A 21,774-nucleotide genomic window follows, 5' to 3' on the forward strand; every position below is an offset into this window, starting at 1 on the left:
CTAAACTCAATCGTCCATTTTGCTCCAGTTTGTTCTCGGCTAGTTGAAAAATTCCTTAAAATAAAGGAAGAGTTTAAACAACTGAAATTTCATAAGAGTAGTGGAACCAACTTGGACTCAAAAAATCTTAAAACCATTGTTTTTGAAAAGGTAAAATAATATGACAACTTATACTATTCCAAGAAAAGATTATCAATTTCTGTATATATATGAGGGCACTCTATTCAACTATACTTTGAAAAACAATGAATTTCATATCATCGTCAATTGTGTGGATTATCCAGATTTACCTCAAGAAATCCCTATGCCTAATTATTCAGACTGGGTAAAAATTAAATTCAAGCAGTTCAGCTATCTAAAATTTAGATATGAATACGCTACGAAGAACCAAGATAAAAAGATCACAAATGTATTGGAGCTTGGCGAATTAAAGCAAGATGATGAAATCTGGGATTATGGAGGTACGTTGGAATTGATAGGCGGTAGGTATGATCTTCCGACCGGTTTTATCATAGATATAGTTTGCCGGGAAATAGAGTTAGAATTTTTAGATCAGGAGAGTTTCAATTAAACGAGCCGTAGCTTGTCATGCTGCGCAAGCAGACTTTTGAAGGTAAAATAATATGACAACTTATACTATTCCAAGAAAAGATTATCAATTTCTGTATATATATGAGGGCACTCTATTCAACTATACTTTGAAAAACAATGAATTTCATATCATCGTTAATTGTGTGGATTATCCGGATTTACCTCAAGAGCTTCCTACCCCCAGTTATTCAGACTGGGTAAAAATTAAATTCAAGCAGTTCAGCTATTTGAAATTTGTCTATGGATACGCCACAAAGAACCGAGATAAAGATATCGATAATACATTGGAGCTTGGCGAGTTAAAGCAAGATGATGAAATCTGGGATTATGGAGGTACGCTGGAATTGATAGGCGGTAGGTATGATCTTCTGACTGCTTTTAGGATAGATATAGTTTGCCGGGAAATAGAGTTAGAATTTTTAGATCAGGAGAGTTTCAATTAAACAAGCCGTAGCTTGTCATGCTGCGCAAGCAACTTTATTGATATGCCGATACGGAGCCTGTCGGCAAAATGCCGTCTGAACAATATCTTTTCAGACGGCATTTTGTATGGGGGTTAACGGTTGTTCAGCCCGAGTACGTTCTGCATATCGTACAAACCCGTTTTGCAGTTTACCCAAACTGCGGCGCGGACGGCACCGGCGGCAAAGGTCATGCGGCTGCTGGCTTTGTGGGTGATTTCCACGCGCTCGCCGTCGGTGGCGAAGAGGGCGGTGTGGTCGCCGACGATGTCGCCTGCGCGGACGGTGGCAAAGCCGATGGTGGACGGATCGCGCGGACCGGTGTGGCCTTCGCGTCCGTAAACGGCGCATTGTTTGAGGTCGCGGCCGAGCGCGCCGGCGATGACTTCGCCCATGCGTAACGCGGTGCCGCTGGGGGCATCGACTTTGTGGCGGTGGTGGCCTTCGATGATTTCGATGTCGTAGCCTTCGTTTAATACGCGGGCGACGGTGTCGAGGATGTGGAAAGTGAGGTTGACGCCGACGCTGAAGTTGGCGGCGAAGACAACGCCTGTTTTTTCGCCTGCGGCTTGGATGGCGGCTTTGCCCGCATCGTCGAAGCCTGTTGTGCCGATGATGATGCAGACACCTTTTTCCACGCATTTTTGCAGGTGTTTGAGGGTCGGCTCGGGGCGGGTAAAGTCGATGAGTACGTCGCTTTGTGCGAGAACGGCGTCAACGTCGTCTGAAATGGCGATGCCGGTTTTGAGTCCGACGGCGTAGCCTGCGTCCAGCCCGAGGGCTTCTGAGCCTGAGTGTTCGAGCGCGCCGGAAAGGACAGTGTCGGGATGGTTGTTGACGGCTTCAACCAATACGCGCCCCATGCGGCCGTTGACGCCGGCGATGGCGATTTTGAGCGGTGTCATGTGTGTTCCTTATGGTTTGTCTGCATTTTGTTTCGCGCGGAGGGCTTCGGCGGCATTTTGGAGGGCGTCGCCTTCGGCGCGTACGAGCACGCCGTTTTCAAAATAGACGGTCAGATTGCTGCGTTCTTTGATAATGCCGTTGCGGGAGGTGTTGAAGGTATAGTCCCAGCGGTCGGTATGGAAAGCGTCGCGCAGCATGGGGCTGCCGAGCAGGAGCAGGACTTGGTCTTTGGTCATGCCGGCGCGGAGGGAGGCGACGGCGCGAGGTTCGAGTTCGTTGCCCTGTATGATTTTGAGTTTGTACGAGGGGAACAGTGAAACGCGTTCGACGCTGCACGCGGTCAGGCTGAACAGGGCGGAAAGGACGAGTATGAGGGTTTTGTTCACGAGAGAACCTTTCTGTGCAAATCGGGATGTCTAGTGTAGCACTGCTTGAATATTTTATAAAAGCGAACGATAATCATACGCTTAAGCGGTATTTCACCCTGTCTGTGTCCGACTGCCCGTCCGCCGTTGCGGTTTTGCTATTGCAAACTGCTATGGTGTGATAGTGGGCAAGCAGGCTGAAATTGCGTATTATAGCGTCTATTATTTTACAGGGATATTGAATATTATGGAAAAATTCAGCAACATTGCGCAACTGAAAGACAGTGGACTGAAAGTTACCGGCCCGCGTTTGAAGATTTTGGATTTGTTCGAGACTCATGCGGAAGAGCATTTGAGTGCCGAGGATGTGTACCGTATTTTGTTGGAAGAGGGTGTGGAAATCGGTGTGGCGACGATTTATCGCGTGCTAACGCAATTTGAGCAGGCGGGCATTTTGCAACGCCACCATTTTGAAACGGGCAAGGCGGTTTATGAGTTGGACAAGGGCGACCACCACGACCATATCGTCTGTGTGAAGTGCGGCGAGGTAACGGAATTCCACAATCCCGAAATCGAAGCCCTGCAAGACAAAATCGCCGAGGAAAACGGCTACCGCATCGTCGATCACGCGCTTTATATGTACGGCGTGTGCAGCGACTGTCAGGCCAAGGGCAAACGTTAAATCCGGACGGTTTGTTGTTCAGACGGCATTCATGATTTTGGATGCCGTCTGTGTTTTTGGAGAACTGCCATGCGTATTCCGCTGCTTGCCCCTGACAATTATGCCTTTCCCGATCCTGCCTATGCTTTGGCCCGGTGCGACGGGCTGGTCGGCGTGAGCGGCGATTTGGATGCGGGGCGGCTGCTCGAGGCGTATCGGAACGGCGTGTTTCCGTGGTTTTCTCGGGACGGTTGGTTTTTTTGGTATGCGGTCGGGCCGCGTGCGGTGATTGTTCCCGAACGTCTGCACGTTCCGCGCTCGCTGGCGAAAACGCTGCGCAACGGCAGCTATCGGGTTACGGTCAACGGCTGTTTTGCGGAAGTGGTCGCGCATTGTGCGGCAGCGGCGCGCCCGAATCAGGACGGAACTTGGATTGCGCCCGAGTTTCAGACGGCATATTTGAAGCTGCACGAAATGGGATACGCGCATTCTTTCGAGTGCCATTATCCCGATGAAAGCGGTGAAACGAGGTTGGCGGGCGGCTTTTACGGCGTTCAGATCGGCAGGGTGTTTTATGGCGAGTCGATGTTTGCGTTGCAGCCGGATGCGTCGAAAATCGCGTTTGCCTGCGCCGTGCCGTTTTTGGCGGATTTGGGCGTGGGACTGATAGACTGCCAGCAGGACACGGAACATATGCGCCGTTTCGGTTCGGAGCTGCTGCCGTTTGCGGATTTTGCCGAACGTCTGCGGATGTTGAACGCCGTGCCGTTGAAAGAGGAAATCGGGCGGCGCGAAGTAGTGTGCAAGGGGCTTTGATGGCGGCTTATGCTTCGGTCAGGTTCAAATATGGCGGATTAAAATTGGAAATGACGACAGCCGGGTAAAATCGCGGCCAAAAATGAAAAATGCCGTCTGAAACTTGAAAACATCGGGTTTCAGACGGCATTTTGTTTGACGGTTTATTGCTTATTTGAGCGGGCGCACTTCAAGTCCGAACATGCGGCGTGCAGTGTTCAGCATTTGACAGCTGAATCCCCATTCGTTGTCATACCATGCGAAGACTTTAACCATGTTGCCGTCAACGACTTTGGTCAGCGTTGAGTCGAAGTGGCTGGCTTGCGTGGTGTGGTTGAAGTCCATAGAAACAAGCGGCAGGGTGTTGTAGCCCAAAACACCTTTGAGCTCGCCTTCTTCGGAGGCAGCTTTCAGCAGTGCGTTGATTTCTTCGGCTGTCGTGTCGCGTTCGGCCTGGAAGCTTAAATCGACCAGGGAAACGTTGACGGTCGGTACGCGGATGGCAAGCCCGTCGAGTTTGCCTTTCAATTCGGGCAGTACCAGTCCGACGGCTTTTGCCGCGCCGGTTTTGGTCGGAATCATGTTCTCTATGCCGCTGCGTGCCCGGCGGAGGTCTTTGTGGCGTACGTCGGTTACGGTCTGGTCGTTGGTCAGGGCATGGATGGTCGTCATCGCGCCTTTGACGATGCCGACGCTTGCGCTCAATACTTTGGCGACGGGGGCGAGGCAGTTGGTGGTGCAGGAGGCGTTGGAAACGACGGTCATGTCGTCGGTCAGGACGCCATCGTTTACGCCGTAAACGATGGTCGCATCGATATCATCGCCGCCCGGTGCGGAAATGAGGACTTTTTTCGCGCCGCTTTCCAGATGTATTTTGGCTTTTTCTTTGCTGGTAAACGCGCCGGTACATTCCATGACCAAATCTACGCCGAGTTCTTTCCACGGCAGTTCGGCGGGATTTCGGGTGGAGAAGTAGGGAATTTTGTCGCCGTTGATGATGAGGTGGCTGCCGTCATGGGATACATCGGCGTCAAAGCGGCCGTGCACGGTGTCGAATTTGGTGAGGTGGGCGTTGGTTTCAAGGCTGCCGCTGGCGTTGACGGCGACGATTTGGAGCTGGTCTTGGATTTTATAGTCGTAGATGGCGCGCAAAACCTGGCGGCCGATGCGTCCGTAGCCGTTGATGGCGACTTTGATGCCCATGGTTTGTTCCTTTGTTGAGGGGTTGGGTAGATTTTCGGGGCGGATTATAGCAAATTTGTAGTGGCGTGTAATTAATATTTTATTGAAAACGGCGCGGCCGGAAGGGTGGGCGGTAAGGTGCGGGCGGCACGGGTGCGGCGGACGGAGAGCTTGATAAAATGCCGTCTGAAACGGTTTTCAGACGGCATTTCGGGGAAGGGTCAGGAGGCGGTGTTTTGTGCGGTTTCCTGCTTGGCTTTGTATTGTTTGAGGTATTCGAGGGCGGCGGCTTTTTCGCTGTCGCTGCCGTATTTCATATCGCGTTGGGCGCGGCGCAACTCGGCGCGTTCGCGGGCTTCGGCTATCTGTTTTGCCTGATAGCCTTGGCGGTTGTCGGTGGCAACGAGGCGGTCTTGTTGGGTTTGCGCTTTTGCCATGGCTTTGGCGATGAGGTCGGCGGGGTTGAACGACGGTTTTTCCGGTGTGTCGGGCGTTTGCGGACGCGCGTTGCGGACGGCGGCTTCGCGTTCGGCAAGCATGGCTTTGCGTTCGTCGGCTTCGCGCTGTTTGCGTTCGTTGCGTTTGAGGTAGCGCGCACGCGCGTGTTCGGCGGCGGCAAAACGGCTGTCGGCGGACAGGCTGAAACGGCGTGCGCGCGGCAGGACGGTGTCGGAAACGGGCTGCATGTGGATGCAGTCCACGGGGCAGGGGGCGACGCAGAGTCCGCAGCCGGTGCATTCGTCGGCGATGACGGTGTGCATAAGTTTGCCCGCGCCCATAATGGCATCGGCAGGGCAGGCGCGGATGCAGGCGGTGCAGCCGATACAGGCGGTTTCGTCTATCCGGGCGAGTGCTTTGGCTTGGGTTTTGGCGGGTGCGACAAGGGGTTTGCCGAGCAGGGCGGCAAGGTCGCGGACGACGGCCTCACCGCCCGGGGCGCAGAGGTTGTACGCTTCGCCTGTTGCGACTGCCTGTGCGTAGGGCAGGCAGCCGTCGTAGCCGCATTCGCGGCATTGGGTTTGGGGAAGCAGGCGGTCTATGGCGGCGGCTGTGGCGGTCATGTCGGTGTGCGGCTCAAAATCGAAAGGGCGTATTTTAGCAGAATTGTATGCCGCAACTGTTTCGGACGATGTGTAGTGTTTTGTTATAATGCGGCGGCGTATGCCGTTTCAGACGGCATTTTTCTGTATTTTCCTGTTCGGACGGCCTATGAATGAATTTTCGCTTGCCCCTATTGTGGTTGTTCTGCTGGTGTCGGTCATTACGGTGATCCTGTGCCGTAAGTTCAACATTCCCTCCATGCTGGGCTACCTGCTGGTGGGCTTTTTGGCGGGGCCCGGTATGCTCAGCCTGATTCCGAAAAGCCATGCGACGGATTATTTGGGCGAAATCGGGATTGTGTTTCTGATGTTCAGCATCGGTTTGGAGTTTTCATTGCCCAAGCTGAGGGCGATGAGGCGGCTGGTGTTCGGTCTGGGCGGTTTGCAGGTCGGCATTACGATGCTGTCGGTAATGGGCATACTGATGCTGACGGGCGTGCCGTTCAATTGGGCGTTTGCCGTGTCGGGCGCGTTGGCGATGTCGTCCACGGCGATTGTGAGCCGGATTTTGTCGGAAAAGACGGAATTGGGGCAGCCGCACGGTCAGATGGCGATGGGCGTGCTGCTGATGCAGGACATCGCCGTCGTGCCGCTGATGATTCTGATTCCCGCGCTGGCTGGCGGAGGGGACGGAAATATTTGGGCAGCCTTGGGTTTGGCGTTTGCAAAAATGCTGCTGACGCTGGGGCTGCTGTTTTTCGTCGGCAGTAAAATTATGTCGCGATGGTTCAGGATGGTGGCAAAACGCAAATCGTCCGAACTCTTTATGATCAATGTGCTGCTGGTAACGCTGGGCGTGTCCTATCTGACGGCGTTGGAAGGGCTGTCGATGGCGTTGGGCGCGTTTGTGGCGGGGATGCTGCTTTCGGAAACGGAATACCGTTTCCAAGTCGAAGACGACATCCGCCCGTTCCGCGATATTTTGCTCGGCTTTTTCTTTATCACGGTCGGCATGAAGCTGGACATTCAGGCATTGATCGGCGGCTGGCGGCAGATATTGATGCTGTTGGCAATGCTGCTGGTGTTGAAGGCACTGGTTGTGTTTGCCATTGCCTTCAAAATGAAACATTCGGTCGGCGACAGCCTCAAAACGGCTTTGTATCTCGCGCAAGGCGGCGAGTTCGGCTTTGTGATGCTGGCCATTGCCGGGCAGCTTGATATGGTTTCGCCAGAATTGGAGCAGGCGGCGACGGCGGCGGTTCTGCTGTCGATGATTATCGCGCCCTTCCTCTTGGGCAGCAGCGATGCGCTGGTCGGACGTTTGGTCAAGTCGAGCTGGGACATGAAATCGCTCGATCTGCACAGTATGCTGGTAGAAACTATGAGCAAGTCCGACCATGTGCTGATTGTCGGCTTCGGCAGGGGCGGGCAGACGGTCGGGCGCGTCCTTGCCCAAGAGGATATTCCGTATTTCGCGCTCGACTTGGACATTGCGCGCGTGCAGGTAGCCAGAAGTGCGGGCGAGCCGGTGTCGTTCGGCGATGCGAAACGCAGGGAAGTATTGGAAGCCGCCGGTCTGGGACGGGCGAAAATGGTGGTGGTTACGTTCAACAATATGCACGAAACGCAACACGTTTTAGACAATGTGCTGTCCATGTATCCCAATATGCCTGTGTATGCGCGCGCCACCGACGACGATTATGTGAAAACGTTTACCGATATGGGCGCGGAAGAGGCTGTGTCCGACACTAAAGAAACCGGACTCGTGCTGGCAGGCTATGCGATGTTGGGCAACGGCGCGTCGTACCGGCACGTCTATCAGACGATGGCAAATATCCGCCACAGCCGTTATGCCGCGTTGGAGGGGCTGTTTGTCGGCAGCGACGACGAAGCGGGATTCGGTGAAAACGGAAAAACGGTTTGCCGCCATGCTTTTTCTTTGGTGCAAGAGGCTTATGCCGTCGGAAAAACAATCGGCGCACTGCCTTTGGACAGGCACGGCATCAAACTGCTGTTCGTCCGCCGCCGTACCGCGAGGATTGAAAATCCCGTTCCTTCCTTTGTTTTGGAAGGCGGAGACATATTGGTCGTCGTCGGCAAAAAGGATGAAATTATTTCGTTTGAAAACTGGAGTTTGCAAGGCGATTGAATAGACCGGTCAAATAATGCTTGCATGAAGGCCGATTATTTGGTCTAATAGCGTTTTCGCAAATCGCAAGGGTGATTAGCTCAGTTGGTAGAGCGTCTGCCTTACAAGCAGAATGTCGGCGGTTCGACTCCGTCATCACCCACCAAGTTTCCTTTCATTGTTGCAAACAATGGATGCGCGGTGGTAGCTCAGTTGGTTAGAGTACCGGCCTGTCACGCCGGGGGTCGCGGGTTCGAGCCCCGTCCGCCGCGCCAAGTTTCACAATACTGACTCTGTCGGTATTTTTTATACACGGGTGATTAGCTCAGTTGGTAGAGCGTCTGCCTTACAAGCAGAATGTCGGCGGTTCGACTCCGTCATCACCCACCAAGTTTCCTTTCATTGTTGTTAAACAGTGGATGCGCGGTGGTAGCTCAGTTGGTTAGAGTACCGGCCTGTCACGCCGGGGGTCGCGGGTTCGAGCCCCGTCCGCCGCGCCAAGTATTGAAAATACCGACCTTAAGGTCGGTATTTTTTCGTCTGCCCGATTTGATGGGTTTGTCTGTTTTGGGTCTGTTTCGCCCGGATATTGCTGTTTTAATCTGGTTTTGTATCATTGGATGGTATTTTCGATACGGATTCGGACAGTTGTTGCGTGCTGTTCTGATGTTGCTTACCTGTCGTATCAATGGGCAGGAGGATGCTTGCGGATTTTATGGCTTTCTTTCTTGCCGTTTTGTGGGTTGAAATGTCGGCGGATATGTCGGATATTTTTGTCAGGCGGTTTCGGGTTCGCGGATGGGGAGGACAAGCAGGGCTGCCGTGCCGGCGAGTACGGCATCGGCGTACCACATCCAGCCGTAGTCGCCGAATCGTGTAATCACGATACCGCCGATGTATGAGCCGAGGAAGCCGCCGATTTGGTGGGTGAGCATCACCAGTCCGAACAGGGTGGCGAGGTAGCGTGTGCCGAAGAGTTTGCCGGTAACGGCGGCGGTCGGGGCGACGGTGGCGAGCCATGTGAATCCGAGTGCGGCGGCGAAAATATAGAAATTAAAGTCGGTCTTGGGCGAAAAAATGTAGATGAGTATCATCGTGGCGCGCGAGGTGTACAGTCCGAACAGGACGTATTTGCCCCGAACGCGGCTTGTGCACCAGCCTGAGAACACGCAACCGGCGATGTTTGCCAGTCCGATGATGGCAATGGATGTTGAGGCGACGGTGGCGGGCAGTCCGCATAGGGCGACTTCCGTGGGTAGGTGGGTTACGAGAAAGGCGATGTGGAAGCCGCAGGCGAAAAAGCTCAGGTGCAGCAGGATGTAGCTTGGGGTTTTGAAGGCGGTTTTGACTGCTTCTCCGAGGCTTTGTCCGTGTGTGGCTTGGGTGTGTTGGGTATGGGCGGCGTTGTTGCCGCCGGCAAGCCACCATGAGACGGGCAGGATCAGCAGAGCGATTGCACCCCAAACATAAAATGTGCCCGTCCAGCCGACTTCGGGCAGGACGACGAGTCCTTGAACCAGCGGTGCGAACAGGAATTGTCCTGCCGAACCGCCTGCGTTGACCAGCCCGGATGCCAAGCCGCGTTTGTGTGCGGGGACTTGGGCGGCGACCTGCCCCATAATGATGGAGAAACCGCCTGAGCCTGTGCCGAATGCGAGCAGCAGCCCGACGGCAATCATCAGCCCCCAATAAGTCGGGATGTTGGGGGCAATCAGGCAGGCGCAGACGAGCAGGACGGCGCCGCCGCTTAATACCCTGAACGCGCCGAAACGGTCGGCAAGCGCGCCGGACAATGGTTGCGATATGCCCCACATCAGTTGGAAAACGGCGATGATGAGGCTGAATTGGGCAATGCTCAATTCGGTGGTGTTGACGACGGGTTGGACGAACAGTCCGAGCGTCATCCTCATGCCGATGGTAATCAGCAGGATGAATGCGGCGGCGGCAATGACCGCCCAGAGTTTGGGTGTTTTCGATGCGGTGTGCGTCATAATGTGTATTTTGAGTCGGTTAAGTTTGCGGATTTTAACAAACCGGATGATTCGGGCTAAATAATTCCTGATTCTTTGGATATAGCTAGCTCGAAGGTACGGGCAAATGCCGTCTGAAAGGGCTTAATGGGCATTTGCGGTTCGGGTTAATATTTGTGCCGTATTTGTTAATTCCGGTTAGTACAACAGGTCGGGCGGGGACGGTGCGAGCCGCCGGCCGGTTTTGCACGGGTGGCAATGATGCCCGGCGCAAGGTGCGCCGTTTCGGGAGGGGTGTGTGATGGGTTTTCTGATTGGTTTGAGCCGCAACCTGACGCGGTTTACGGCTTTGGTCATTTTGCTTGCGTCGGCGGTTGCGTTTATCGAACCGGCTTCGTTTGCATGGGTCAAGGGCGATGTTCAGGCTTTGGTGCCGGGTATCATTATGCTGGGTATGGGGATGACTTTGGGCAGGGAGGACTACCGGATTTTGGCGCAGCGTCCTTTGGATGTGTTTATCGGTGCGTCGGCGCAATATACCGTGATGCCGCTGCTCGCCATCGGTATTGCCAAGCTGTTCGATCTTTCGCCGGGGCTGACTTTGGGGCTGGTGTTGGTGGGGGCGTGTCCGGGCGGCGTGTCGTCCAATATTATGAGCTTCCTTGCCAAAGGCGATGTGGCGTTTTCAGTCGGGATGACGACGGTGTCCACGGTGCCGGCCGTCACGCCTTTGTGGATGACCTGCCTGGCCGGTCAGACGGTGGATATGGACGGTTGTGGGATGTTCCGGTTCAGTGCCGTAGCAACTGTATTTTTGCCCGACGGGGTGAAAAATACAGTTGCTACGACCCACCCTACGTCCTCCCCTGCACAACACCTTACGACCGCTGAAAAAATTTCAGGCGGCATTTTTGCCAAATGCAAAAATATCCCGTCATTCCCGCGAAAGCGGGAATCCGGAAACTTAACGTTGCGGCAATTTGTCGGAGACGGCTGAAACTCAACGGGCTAGATTCCCGCCTGCGCGGGAATGATGAGGTTATAAGAACCCAAAGAGTGCCGCGAACTGATGGTGTACAGGGAAAATATCCGCAACGACAAGATTATGAAGGCAATCCATTGCCAAATAATCATCATCATTCTGGATATTTTGTCAAATGAAAAAAAATATTTTTCACAATGTAAGCCTTTATGAAATAATCTTTTCCGATAATGGAAATACCCTTACATTATCTTTTACAGATACAATTGAAGGTAATTATTTCGGATATATCAAATGCAGTAATATTTTGAATTTTAAATTAGATACAAATAATTTCGTAGATTATGAGGATAAGGAAGATAGCTTGTTTCCCTTGTTTATACCCGAAATAGAGCTATATAAATACCAATTTTATAGTGAAATTATTATTGATGTAGGGATTATTATAAAAATATCTGCTGAAACAATTAATTTTGAGCCACTGGGAAAATAGTAACTGCTTTCCCAGCAGCCGTAGCAACTGTATTTTTACCCGACGGGGTAAAAATACAGTTGCTACATCTTTGCGCAGCATACTCTACAAGGTATTAATGATTTAGGAAAATTAAGTCCGGAAGCACAACTTGCTGCCGCGAGCCTATTACAGGACAGTGCTTTTGCGGTAAAAGACAGCATTAATTCCGCCAGACAATGGGCTGATGCCCATCCGAATATAACAGCAACAGCCCAAACTGCCCTTTCCGTAGCAGAGGCCGCAGGTACGGTTTGGAGAGGTAAAAAAGTAGAACTTAACCCGACCAAATGGGATTGGGTTAAAAATACCGGTTATAAAAAACCTGCTGCCCGCCCTATGCGGACTTTAGATGGGGAGATGGCTGGTGAGAATAAACCGCTGGAATCAAAAAATACTGTAACAGCGAATAATTTTTTTGAAAATACCGATTATACAGAGAAAGTATTAAGGTAAGCATCGAATGGTGATTATCATGGTTTTCCGCAATCAGTAGATGCTTTTTCTGAAAATGGAACAGTAATACAAATAGTTGGCTGAGATAATATTGTAAGGCATAAACTTTATATCCCTGGATCTTATAAAGGAAAAGATGGAAATTTTGAATATATCAGAGAAGCAGATGGAAAAATTAATCATAGATTATTTGTCCCTAACCAGCAACTTCCTGAAAAATAGTAGATAGAGATTAACATGTTAAATGAAATTTTTGAAATTTATTCGAGACAAGGGGAATCTTTGATAGGAATTGGAATTAGAGAAGCCGCATTACCCGTCCCCATTGCAATAGATATATTAAATTTATTTATCAATGAGAGAATACTTGTATTGGGGGGAGATATTTATATCAAGAAAGATAATTATTTTTATCAAACATATGATAATTGGTATTACGAGGGAAGTAATTTATTTAACAGTATCGACAAAGCAATGCATTATTTATCTCAAATAAAATTAGAGAATGCATACGTATCTTTTGTGTTGAAATTTATCTAACAAAGGAAGCACAAAAATAGATTTATAGTAAAACATCAAGATGTTGAAAATGCTGGGTTTTAATCCAACCTACGCTGACCGGTTCAGATACAGCACAGTATGAAACATGGAAAGGATCTAATGGCGTGAAAATAGATATTCGTCCCAATGGAGAAGTGATAAGAACCCAAAGAGTATGAAGAACCGATGGAGTGCAAGGAAAATATCCACAACGACAAGATGATGAAGGTAATCCATTGCCAAATAATAATCATCATTCTGGATATTTTGCAAAATGAAAAAACCATTTTTTACAATGTAGGTCCATATGAAATAATCTTTGCCGAAAATGGAAATACCATTACATTATCTTTATACAGATAAAATTGAAGGTAATTATTTCGAAAGGTCAAGCTTACGTTGGGAATAAATTAAAATAATAAGAAATCTCATGAAATTAATTAGTTTTAATAAAAATCAAGTTGCCGTTAATTTTAATAAAAATGAATTATATATTATTCAAGCAATTATGGGGGAAATTTATTCAGAGGTATGTGTAGATCATAGAGATTTCGAGATAATTCATGGTATTGAAAAAGACGAAGTATTGCTTTTAGATAAGCAACTTAAAGAATTATATGATACTTTGAATAAACTCTAAGCAGCATTTTGTTGATGGTAAATTCCGCATTGGTATAGCAGCAATGAAACCATTTTCAGACTTGGTATCCTTAATCAGGATATGACCTAAAAACTCTGCCGTGGTTTCCACATTCCGTCCGCAATATCCGTGCCTGATTTCAGTTATAACAGGCAGCCGGGTATTCATACCCGGCTCTTACCGTTCATCGTTCCCGTTTTCAGACGGCCTCCTCTTTTTTAATCTTGTATTTACTCATCTGAAAACTCATCTTCATGCCGCAAGCTGCGGATAAAGGTTTCAAAATTGGGGGCAAGTTCGACTATTTCAAAATCCGATTCTTGTTCGACAAACACCACTTTCGGCTCGCCGTCTTTTCCACACTCTCGATAGTCCAAGGCAAACAGGGCATGACCGCCTGACGGGTCGTTGGCAAAATACACGCCGATGGGCGGATACTCCCATTCTTCCAGCCAAAGTTTTTGCCCTGTTTCGCCGCACAGGCTTCCTTCTTTTTCAAAACCGATTCCTGATACCTCGCAAATTTGCACATGATTGCCTGCCCACGAATTTCTCTGCGTGGTCGGAAAGCAGTTTTTGACAAATATTCCGCCGTTTTGTACTGCCATCAATGCAATAAAACTTTGCGGCAATTTATAGCCTAGCTCACTCTCTACAGCAGCCAAAATTTCAGGGGTAAACGGGGCTTCTTTGTAGTTTTCATCTGCCCAACTATTAGTTTCCCATACGGAGGACAAATCAAAATCTTTAAAAACTTGGGACATAATGTTCTTCCTTATTGATTTCAGTTATAACAGGTGGGTGGATATTCATACCCGACTTTTACCGTCTGTCATTCCCGCGCAGGCGGGAATCTAGGACGTGGAATCTAAAGAAACCTTTTATCCGATAAGTTTCCGTGCCGAAAGGTCTGGATTCCCGCCTGCGCGGGAATGACGGCGGCGGTTGCGGCAAAATTGCCCTTCCCGTTTTCAGACGGCCTTTTGCCTTGTCCTTACTACGTTTTTTACCGTAGGTCAGATTCTTGAATCCGACATTTCCAACAGCGGTGTTTCGGAAACAATAGACGCGTCAAATGTTTTTGTCGGATACGAGTATCCGACCCACATCTCTATTTGCTCTGTGTGTGTACATTGTAGCGTGGGCTTCATCCACGATAATGACGACTAAAAATGCCGTCTGAAATTTTAGGCTTGATTCATAGGAAAAGCCCACGCTACGGGTTTCTATTCTCTCCTGCTAAGGTTTTTGCCGTAGGTCGGATACGAATATCCGGCCTGCATTTCAAATTTATATCGCTTCCAATTTCGCAAACTTGGTGTCCAGCTCTTTCACGCCCTGTTTGCCGAAGTTGATGGTCAGTCGGGCGGATTCGCCTTTGTCTGCGGCATCGATAATCACGCCGGTGCCGAATTTGGCGTGGCGGACGTTTTGGCCGATGCGGAAGCCTGCGTAGGTTTGCGGCTGTTTGAAGTCATCGAGGATTTTGTCCCGTTGTATGGTGGTTTGGTGCGGGCTGCCGTAGCTGTCGTAGGCGGTCTTTTTGACGGACAGGTAGTGCAATACTTCGGGCGGGATTTCTTCGACGAAACGGGAGACGATGCCGAATTGGGTTTGTCCGTGCAGCATGCGTTGTTGCGCCATAGTGATGTAGAGGCGTTTGCGGGCGCGGGTGATGGCGACGTACATGAGGCGGCGTTCTTCTTCGAGGCCGCCACGTTCGGTGAGGGAGTATTCGCTGGGGAAGCGGCCTTCTTCCATGCCGGTGAGGAAGACGGCGTTGAACTCCAAGCCTTTGGCGGCGTGGACGGTCATGAGCTGGACAGCTTTTTCACCCGCGCCTGCTTGGTTTTCGCCGGATTCGAGGGCGGCGTTGCTGAGGAAGGCGAGGATGGGGAAGGCGGGGTCGTCTGAAATGTTATCGGGCAGGATTTCGAAGTTGCTGTCTTCGGGTTTGAACTCGATGGCGGCGTTGACGAGTTCGTCGAGGTTGTCGAGGCGGTCTTGGTTGTCGCCTTTTTGGGTTTTGTAGTGTTCGGTCAGGCCGCTGTCTTTGAGGATGCCGACGATGATTTCGGGCAGGGGCATTTGTCCGACTTGGTTGCGCAGGGCTTCAATCAGGCGGACGAAGGCGGCGACTTTGGCGGCTTTTGCGCCGGCGTTGCAGGCTGCCTGCCAGAGGGTGATGCCTTGTTCGTTTGAGGCCGTCTGAAGGTTTTCGATGGTGCGTGCGCCGATGCCGCGCGGTGGGAAGTTGATGACGCGCAAGAGGGCGTTGTCGTCGTCGGGATTGACGGCGAGGCGTAGGTAGGCGAGCGCGTGTTTGATTTCTTGGCGTTCGTAGAAGCGCAACCCGCCGTAGATTTTGTAGGGGATGCCGCTGCGGAACAGGCTTTGTTCGATGACGCGGGATTGGGCGTTGCTGCGGTAGAGGACGGCGATTTCGTCCAAATCCCAGCCTTCACGTTCGAGAGCTTTGGTTTCGTCAACGATGAATTGGGCTTCTTCGAGGTCGGTAAAGGCGGAGTAGTAGCGGATTTTGTCGCCTGCTTCGGCATCGGTGCGCAGGTTTTTGCCGAGGCGTTCGTCGTTGTTTTCGATAACAGCGTTGGCGGCGGTGAGGATGTTGCCGACGGAGCGGTAGTTTTGTTCGAGCTTGACGGGCGCGTAGATGTGGAACTCTTCCATCAGCGCGGTCATGTTGCCGACGTGCGCGCCGCGGAACCGGTAGATGCTTTGGTCGTCGTCGCCGACGGCAAATACCGCCGCGTTGCCGCCCGCCATGAGTTTGAGCCAGGCGTATTGCAGTTTGTTGGTGTCTTGGAACTCGTCGACTAGGATGTGGTTGAAGCGGTTTTGGTAGTGCTGGCGCAGGATTTCGTTGCTTTGCAGTATTTCGTAGCTGCGGAGCATAAGCTCGGCGAAATCGACCACGCCTTCGCGTTGGCAGATTTTGTCGTATTCGGCGTAGCATTCGATCATGCGGCTTGTGTGCGGGTCGGGCGCGCTCAACACAGAAGCGCGCAAACCGGATTCTTTTTGCGCGTTGATAAAGCCTTGCAGCGAACGCGGCGCGATGATTTCTTCGGCGATGTTGAGGCTTTTGAGCAGGCGTTTGATGAGGGAAAGCTGGTCGCCGCTGTCGAGGATTTGAAAGGAAGACGGCAGGCCTGCGTCGCGGTGGTGCAGCCGTAAAAAGCGGTGGCAGAGACCGTGGAACGTGCCGAGCCACATGGCGCGGACGTTGATGGGAATCATCGCACCGAGACGGGTTTGCATTTCTTTGGCGGCTTTGTTGGTAAACGTTACCGCCATAATGCTGTGTACGCTTGCCTGACCGGTTTGCAAAAGCCATGCGATGCGCGTGGTCAGCACGCGCGTTTTGCCGCTGCCCGCGCCCGCCAGCACAAGGGCGGATTGCGGCGGCCAGGTTACGGCGGAAAGTTGTTCGGGGTTCAAGCCTTGCAGCAGGTTGGGGGCAGATTGGTCGGGAAACATAGGGATGCCGTCTGAAAAGTGGAATGCGCTATTTTAATAGAAACGGAAGGATGACGTTTGAAAACAAAACAGAAACTGTACGATGGCGGACGGCGGCGGCATAGGGAGGGTGCGCCGACATTATCTGAGTTGCAGCAGGTCTTTCCTAACCAGTTCTTCCAAAGGCATACCCAACGCATCGGCAATCTGACCCATCACATCAATGGAAACCGAACGGCTGCCGCGTTCTATTTCGCTGATATAGGTTTTGCTTACGCGCGCACTGAAAGCCAACTCTTCTTGAGAAAGCTCTTTCAAACGCCTGACCTGCCTCATATTTTGGGCGAAGATAAGGCGGTAGGGGTTTGGGGTGGTCGGTTTTTCCATGCAGGGAGTATGGAAAAATCCCAATATTCAAACAATAAACTATAGCTTATTAAAATAAAACTATAGTTGAATAAATTTGTAAAATAGAATAATATTTCAAATGCAGCACATCAAAATTTTTTAAATTTTATTCAGAAGGGTAAAAAATGAGAGTAAACCGTATTGCTTTGATGTCGGTATCGGCAGCCCTCTTGGCTGCCTGAGCCACACCTTATATATAGTGGATTAAATTTAAATCAGGACAAGGCGACGAAGCCGCAGACAGTACAGATAGTACGGCAAGGCGAGGCAACGCCGTACTGGTTTAAATTTAATCCACTATATATTGGCATAAGGACGGGGTCTCCAAGCAAGAGGCACTCGACCAATTGGGCTACTGCCGCAAGGATGTCGATGCAAACCGTTTGGAAAAACAGAAAGCCGCCAAGCTGGTTTTCTACTGCATGAAAGCCAACGGTTACAGCCTGATGAGGGGATACCGTTAAGCAGGTTAAAGACCGCCTGACGACGGTTGGCACGCGGCCGGACGTGGGGAAGCCTTATATATTGCACCCAGCCAAAGGGGCGCATTACTTTTTTTCCCCGCAAATCCTGAAAACAAGGCGGTATCCGGATGGGTTTCAATCCCGCAACGGCGAGGAAAATATTTTGTATCCGATAGGGCGGTTTGCCGCCCGAACTTAGGAATAACCGCCTTGCAATAGCCGGAATCGTACCGATTGTTCAAACACCGCCGGAACAAACGGCTGCGTTTCAAAATAGTGCCGCGAAACAGGCTGGGGCGGATAAAGTTGTTTTAGTCCGAAAAATTAACAGACCATATTTTAATAGTGTTTATAGATATAATTATCTTCAATATATTCAATATGATAACTTTCTTCCCAACCGAAAAATAATTGTCTTTTCCCTTTGCAGATAATTGAAATCGACAGATTACTAAAACACAACCAATTAAAATATCTTCAAATGATGGCAAAATGCGTATCCGGTATTTCAGACCGGCAAATCCGCACCATCTGAAAACGCAGCCGTAACCCGATGCCGTCTGAAACCCGGATTATCGGGCTTCAGACGGCATGGGTCGGGTTTTGGGTTTCAACCGTCGCGTGCAACTAAATAGGCATCCAGGCTGCGGCTTGCCGGTACCGATTTTGTGATAGCGCAAAAACAATTGGAAAAATAGTTAAAATTAAGACATTTTCCAATGCCTGCAAAAATTCCGTATCAAAACATAACCACTGCACACAAGCTGATATAAATAATGATTTCAAAGCAATAGAAATGAGAAATCCAACCTTATCCAAATTTTCGTTATCGTCCCAAAATATGTTTATCAACGGATACCATAAACATTTTGTCATTAACTTAGACAGCCCAAAAATTGGAACATATAAGGTAAGCGTAATAAACCATACAAAAATATTAGCGTATCCGCCAGTCATTGAGATTTCAGGAAAATACATTCCAATATATTTGGTTTGACTCAAATAAAGCCGATTTGTACCAAAAGGGTCGTTGAATAAAATCGGCATAGGAGAAAATGCCAAAATAATCAAATAAGTAAGTGTATAAAAAGACACTTCGCCAATAAATTTTTTTACTTCACAGCTCCTCTTGGCTTTTATATCATTAGGATAAAACGACGTATCTTGAACAGGTATCCGATCAGAATTTCCAGATACCCATTCTTGACATTTATATCTGGATTTTTTCCATAAACCGGTAAATATACCTACAATAATAGCTGTAACAATACCGCAAACAATATTTAATACTATTGATTTCCAATCATTTGAATCAAGTATTTTACTTCCTTAAATTTTGATAAATCAAAACGTAACAGTTCAATACTTGTGCATTCTCAATGCGCCTCTTCCCAATTCTCCCCTACGCCAACCTCAGCCACCAGCGGTACATCCAATAATCCGCCGTCCACTTTCGCCATAATCTGCGGCAGTTTTTCTTTGACTAAATCCAGTTCGGCTTCAGGTACTTCCAGTACCAGTTCGTCATGCACCTGCATGACCAGTTTGCTGCCGATGCCGTCTGAAAGCCAGTTTCGCACGTCTATCATGGCGCGTTTGATGAGGTCGGAGGCGGTGCCTTGCATGGGGGCGTTGATGGCGGCGCGTTCGGCTCCGGCGCGGGCGTTGGCGTTTTTATTGTGGATGTCGGACAGGTAGAGGCGGCGGCCGAACAGGGTTTCGACGTAGCCTTGGGCGGCGGCTTGTTCTTTGGTGCGCTGCATGTATTCGGCGACGCCGGGATAGCGGGCGAAGTAGCGGTCGATAAAGTTTTTGGCGGAGATGTTGTCGATGCCCAATGATTTGGCAAGGCCGTATTGGCCCATGCCATAAATCAGGCCAAAGTTGATGGTTTTGGCGTAGCGGCGTTGTTCGGACGAGACGTTTTCGGGGGCGATGCCGAACACTTCGGCGGCGGTGCGGCGGTGTACGTCTTCGCCGTTTTGGAACGCGGCAATCAGGGTTTTGTCGCCGGAGAGGTGCGCCATAATGCGCAGCTCGATTTGGGAATAGTCGGCGGAAACGATGACGCTGCCTTGCGGTGCGGTGAAGGCGCGACGTACGCGGCGGCCTTCGGCGGTGCGGATGGGGATGTTTTGCAGGTTGGGGTTGTTGCTGGCGAGGCGGCCGGTAATGGCAACGGCTTGGGCGTAGGTGGTATGCACGCGGCCGTCTTTGGGGGAAATCATTTCGGGCAGTTTGTCGGTGTAGGTGGATTTGAGTTTCGCCAGGCTGCGGTTTTGCAGGATGATTTTGGGCAGCGGGTAATCGGGCGCGAGTTGCTCCAACACGGCTTCGTTGGTCGAAATGCCGCCTTTGGTGGTTTTTTTCAGCCCTTTTGTCGGGATGCCCATTTTGTCGAACAGGATTTCTTGAAGCTGTTTGGGCGAGTTGAGGTTGAACGGCTGGCCTGCGGCGGCGTAGGCTTCCTGTTCGAGCTTCATCAGCTCCGCGCCGAGTTCCGCGCTTTGGCGGGCGAGTTCGGCGCGGTCGATTTGCACGCCGCTGCGTTCCATTTCAAACAATACCTGCGCGACGGGCAGCTCCATTTTTTCATACATTTCAAGCTGTTTGGCGTCCATTTGCGCGCGCAGGTGTGCTTCGAGGCGCAAGGCGAAATCGGCGTCTTGGGCGGCGTATTCGGTCGCCTGCCCGATGGCGACATCGGCAAAACCGATTTGCTTCGCGCCTTTGCCGCACAGCGATTCGTAGGTAATGGTTTCCAAGCCCAGCCAGCGTTCGGACAATTCGTCCAAACCGTGTCCGAGATGGCTCTCGATGATGTAGGAAGCGAGCATCGCGTCGCCGGCAATGCCGTTCAGCGCGATGCCGTAGTTGGCGAAAACGTGTTGGTCGTATTTGAGGTTTTGTCCGATTTTTTTCAGGGCGGGATTTTCCAAATGCGGTTTCAGACGGCCTAATACGTCTTGCAAATCAAGCTGTTCGGGCGCGGCGGTCAGGCTGTGCCCTACGGGGATGTAAACCGCTTCGCCTGCTTGGAACGCGATGCTGATGCCGACCAACGAGGCGTTCATCGCGTCTAGGGACGTGGTTTCCGTATCGATGCCGATTTTGTCCGCCTGCGACAGTTTGTCCAACAAAGCGGCAAACTGCGCTTCGGTGGTAACGGCTTGATAATCCAGCTTTTCCGGGGCTGGGGCATGTTCTATGATTTTTTCAGACGACGTTTCCATGTCCAACGCCGCCTGCTCGCCGATGCTGTCGCTGCCGAACAAATCGCCGTCCGCCGCTTCGTGCATACGGCTTTCCGCTTCTTTCAGCCAAGTGCGGAAGCCCCAGCGTTTGAAATCGACAACCAGTTGCGCCCATTTAGGCGTAGTACGGCGCAGGCTTTCAAGGCCGTCTGAAAGCTCGGCGTGCAAGTCCACATCGGTTTTAATCGTTACCAAATCATACGACAGCGGCAGGCGCGGCAGGGCGGCACGCAGATTCTCGCCGACCTTGCCCTTGATTTCCGAAGCGTGTTCCATCACACCGGCCAGCGAGCCGTAAGCTTCCAGCCATTTCACCGCCGTTTTCGGGCCGCACTTTTCCACGCCCGGCACGTTGTCCACCTTGTCGCCCATCAGCGCGAGATAATCGCGGATTTGGTCGGGGCGCACGCCGAATTTCGCCTTCACACCTTCAATGTCCAGCGTTTCGCCGCTCATCGTGTTCACCAGCGTTACGCGTTCGTTCACCAACTGCGCCATGTCCTTATCGCCGGTGGACACCACCACATTCCAACCTGCTTCGCCTGCCATTGCCGCCAGCGTGCCAATCACGTCATCCGCTTCGACTTGCGGAATCACCAGCACCGGCCAGCCCATCAACCGCACCAAATCCGGCAAGGCTTCCGCTTGAGGACGCAAATCGTCCGGCATTGGCGGGCGCGTAGCCTTATAGTCGGGAAACATCTCGTGGCGGAAATTCTTACCCTTCGCATCAAACACCACCGCGCAATAATCGTGCACATAATCCGCCCGCAGTCGGCGTAGCATGTTCAACACGCCATACATCGCCCCCGTCGGCACACCATCAGGCGCGGTCAATTGCGCCATCGCGTGATAAGCGCGGTAGAGATAAGAAGAGCCGTCAACGAGGAGAAGGGTGTGAATGGTTGCCATGATAGTATCTGCTGATGAGAAAATAAAAATG

Annotated in this window: 18 protein-coding genes, 4 tRNA genes and 3 pseudogenes; 15 read left to right on the forward strand and 10 right to left on the reverse strand. The window is 51.0% G+C overall.

Features of this window, described 5'->3' with window-relative positions; all coding sequences use genetic code 11:
- The first annotated feature begins 160 nt into the window (after nucleotides 1–160).
- The gene (locus Q9J32_RS05870) at nucleotides 161–571 is read left to right on the forward strand and encodes a hypothetical protein (RefSeq protein WP_301883419.1); all 411 of its coding nucleotides are present in this window, start codon (nucleotides 161–163) and stop codon (nucleotides 569–571) included.
- Nucleotides 572–623: 52 nt separating this feature from the next.
- On the forward strand, nucleotides 624–1,034 hold the full coding sequence (locus Q9J32_RS05875) for a hypothetical protein (RefSeq protein ID WP_301883417.1): 411 nt from the start codon (nucleotides 624–626) through the stop codon (nucleotides 1,032–1,034).
- A 113-nt stretch (nucleotides 1,035–1,147) separates the two neighbouring features.
- Here Q9J32_RS05875 and dapB read toward each other — a convergent pair whose 3' ends face one another.
- Nucleotides 1,148–1,957 carry a 4-hydroxy-tetrahydrodipicolinate reductase gene (gene dapB / locus Q9J32_RS05880; RefSeq protein ID WP_301883415.1) on the reverse strand — a complete coding sequence of 270 codons (810 nt, stop codon included), beginning with the start codon at nucleotides 1,955–1,957 and terminating at the stop codon, nucleotides 1,148–1,150.
- Nucleotides 1,958–1,966: 9 nt separating this feature from the next.
- On the reverse strand, nucleotides 1,967–2,344 hold the full coding sequence (locus tag Q9J32_RS05885; protein WP_301883413.1) for an outer membrane protein assembly factor BamE: 378 nt from the start codon (nucleotides 2,342–2,344) through the stop codon (nucleotides 1,967–1,969).
- 226 nt (nucleotides 2,345–2,570) lie between these two features.
- On the opposite strand from Q9J32_RS05885, the gene fur reads away from it, so the two are divergent.
- Entirely contained in the window at nucleotides 2,571–3,005 is a 435-nt protein-coding gene (gene fur / locus Q9J32_RS05890; RefSeq protein WP_002216289.1) for a ferric iron uptake transcriptional regulator, read from the forward strand.
- A 69-nt stretch (nucleotides 3,006–3,074) separates the two neighbouring features.
- On the forward strand, nucleotides 3,075–3,800 hold the full coding sequence (aat, locus tag Q9J32_RS05895) for a leucyl/phenylalanyl-tRNA--protein transferase (protein ID WP_301883408.1): 726 nt from the start codon (nucleotides 3,075–3,077) through the stop codon (nucleotides 3,798–3,800).
- Between the two features lie 150 nt (nucleotides 3,801–3,950).
- Here aat and gap read toward each other — a convergent pair whose 3' ends face one another.
- Both gap and Q9J32_RS05905 read right to left on the reverse strand, forming a co-directional pair.
- On the reverse strand, nucleotides 3,951–4,982 hold the full coding sequence (gene gap / locus Q9J32_RS05900) for a type I glyceraldehyde-3-phosphate dehydrogenase (RefSeq protein ID WP_301883407.1): 1,032 nt from the start codon (nucleotides 4,980–4,982) through the stop codon (nucleotides 3,951–3,953).
- Between the two features lie 200 nt (nucleotides 4,983–5,182).
- Complete coding sequence (locus Q9J32_RS05905; protein WP_301883404.1) at nucleotides 5,183–6,022, reverse strand: RnfABCDGE type electron transport complex subunit B; 840 nt, start codon at nucleotides 6,020–6,022, stop codon at nucleotides 5,183–5,185.
- Nucleotides 6,023–6,170: 148 nt separating this feature from the next.
- Here Q9J32_RS05905 and Q9J32_RS05910 point away from each other — a divergent pair, with 148 nt between their 5' ends.
- From Q9J32_RS05910 to Q9J32_RS05930, 5 genes are all read left to right on the forward strand, one after another.
- Entirely contained in the window at nucleotides 6,171–8,150 is a 1,980-nt protein-coding gene (locus Q9J32_RS05910; protein ID WP_301883401.1) for a monovalent cation:proton antiporter family protein, read from the forward strand.
- 69 nt (nucleotides 8,151–8,219) lie between these two features.
- A tRNA-Val gene (locus tag Q9J32_RS05915) sits at nucleotides 8,220–8,295 on the forward strand.
- 32 nt (nucleotides 8,296–8,327) lie between these two features.
- Nucleotides 8,328–8,404, forward strand: a tRNA-Asp gene (locus tag Q9J32_RS05920).
- A 39-nt stretch (nucleotides 8,405–8,443) separates the two neighbouring features.
- Nucleotides 8,444–8,519, forward strand: a tRNA-Val gene (locus tag Q9J32_RS05925).
- 33 nt (nucleotides 8,520–8,552) lie between these two features.
- Nucleotides 8,553–8,629 (forward strand) — tRNA-Asp (locus Q9J32_RS05930).
- A gap of 276 nt (nucleotides 8,630–8,905) precedes the next feature.
- Here the strand turns inward: Q9J32_RS05930 and Q9J32_RS05935 are convergent.
- On the reverse strand, nucleotides 8,906–10,120 hold the full coding sequence (locus Q9J32_RS05935) for an MFS transporter (RefSeq protein ID WP_301883400.1): 1,215 nt from the start codon (nucleotides 10,118–10,120) through the stop codon (nucleotides 8,906–8,908).
- Nucleotides 10,121–10,400: 280 nt separating this feature from the next.
- On the opposite strand from Q9J32_RS05935, the pseudogene Q9J32_RS05940 reads away from it, so the two are divergent.
- From Q9J32_RS05940 to Q9J32_RS05960, 5 genes and pseudogenes are all read left to right on the forward strand, one after another.
- Nucleotides 10,401–10,910, forward strand: a pseudogene (locus tag Q9J32_RS05940) (bile acid:sodium symporter family protein); the annotation flags it as partial.
- A 346-nt stretch (nucleotides 10,911–11,256) separates the two neighbouring features.
- The gene (locus Q9J32_RS05945; protein WP_002215112.1) at nucleotides 11,257–11,574 is read left to right on the forward strand and encodes a hypothetical protein; all 318 of its coding nucleotides are present in this window, start codon (nucleotides 11,257–11,259) and stop codon (nucleotides 11,572–11,574) included.
- Between the two features lie 72 nt (nucleotides 11,575–11,646).
- Nucleotides 11,647–12,270 (forward strand): annotated as a pseudogene (mafB, locus tag Q9J32_RS05950) (polymorphic toxin MafB class 3); the annotation flags it as partial.
- 15 nt (nucleotides 12,271–12,285) lie between these two features.
- Nucleotides 12,286–12,588 carry an Imm40 family immunity protein gene (gene imm40 / locus Q9J32_RS05955; protein WP_002215106.1) on the forward strand — a complete coding sequence of 101 codons (303 nt, stop codon included), beginning with the start codon at nucleotides 12,286–12,288 and terminating at the stop codon, nucleotides 12,586–12,588.
- Between the two features lie 430 nt (nucleotides 12,589–13,018).
- Nucleotides 13,019–13,228, forward strand: a complete 210-nt coding sequence (locus Q9J32_RS05960) for a hypothetical protein (RefSeq protein WP_301883395.1) — start codon at nucleotides 13,019–13,021, stop codon at nucleotides 13,226–13,228.
- A 230-nt stretch (nucleotides 13,229–13,458) separates the two neighbouring features.
- On the opposite strand, the gene Q9J32_RS05965 is transcribed toward Q9J32_RS05960, so the two are convergent.
- From Q9J32_RS05965 to Q9J32_RS05975, 3 genes are all read right to left on the reverse strand, one after another.
- Nucleotides 13,459–13,992, reverse strand: a complete 534-nt coding sequence (locus Q9J32_RS05965; RefSeq protein WP_301883394.1) for an SMI1/KNR4 family protein — start codon at nucleotides 13,990–13,992, stop codon at nucleotides 13,459–13,461.
- 526 nt (nucleotides 13,993–14,518) lie between these two features.
- Nucleotides 14,519–16,726 (reverse strand): DNA helicase II, encoded by a 2,208-nt coding sequence (uvrD, locus tag Q9J32_RS05970; RefSeq protein ID WP_301883392.1) that lies wholly within the window; start codon nucleotides 16,724–16,726, stop codon nucleotides 14,519–14,521.
- Nucleotides 16,727–16,846: 120 nt separating this feature from the next.
- The gene (locus Q9J32_RS05975) at nucleotides 16,847–17,092 is read right to left on the reverse strand and encodes a helix-turn-helix domain-containing protein (RefSeq protein WP_003753308.1); all 246 of its coding nucleotides are present in this window, start codon (nucleotides 17,090–17,092) and stop codon (nucleotides 16,847–16,849) included.
- 216 nt (nucleotides 17,093–17,308) lie between these two features.
- Here Q9J32_RS05975 and Q9J32_RS05980 point away from each other — a divergent pair.
- Nucleotides 17,309–17,419, forward strand: a pseudogene (locus Q9J32_RS05980) (IS5/IS1182 family transposase); the annotation flags it as partial.
- Nucleotides 17,420–18,204: 785 nt separating this feature from the next.
- On the opposite strand, the gene Q9J32_RS05985 reads toward Q9J32_RS05980, so the two are convergent.
- Nucleotides 18,205–18,624 (reverse strand): hypothetical protein, encoded by a 420-nt coding sequence (locus tag Q9J32_RS05985; RefSeq protein ID WP_301884228.1) that lies wholly within the window; start codon nucleotides 18,622–18,624, stop codon nucleotides 18,205–18,207.
- Between the two features lie 329 nt (nucleotides 18,625–18,953).
- Complete coding sequence (gene polA, locus Q9J32_RS05990; protein ID WP_301884227.1) at nucleotides 18,954–21,743, reverse strand: DNA polymerase I; 2,790 nt, start codon at nucleotides 21,741–21,743, stop codon at nucleotides 18,954–18,956.
- Nucleotides 21,744–21,774 lie beyond the last annotated feature (31 nt).

It is taken from the genome of Neisseria uirgultaei, assembly GCF_962719845.1.
GTDB lineage: Bacteria > Pseudomonadota > Gammaproteobacteria > Burkholderiales > Neisseriaceae > Neisseria > Neisseria bergeri.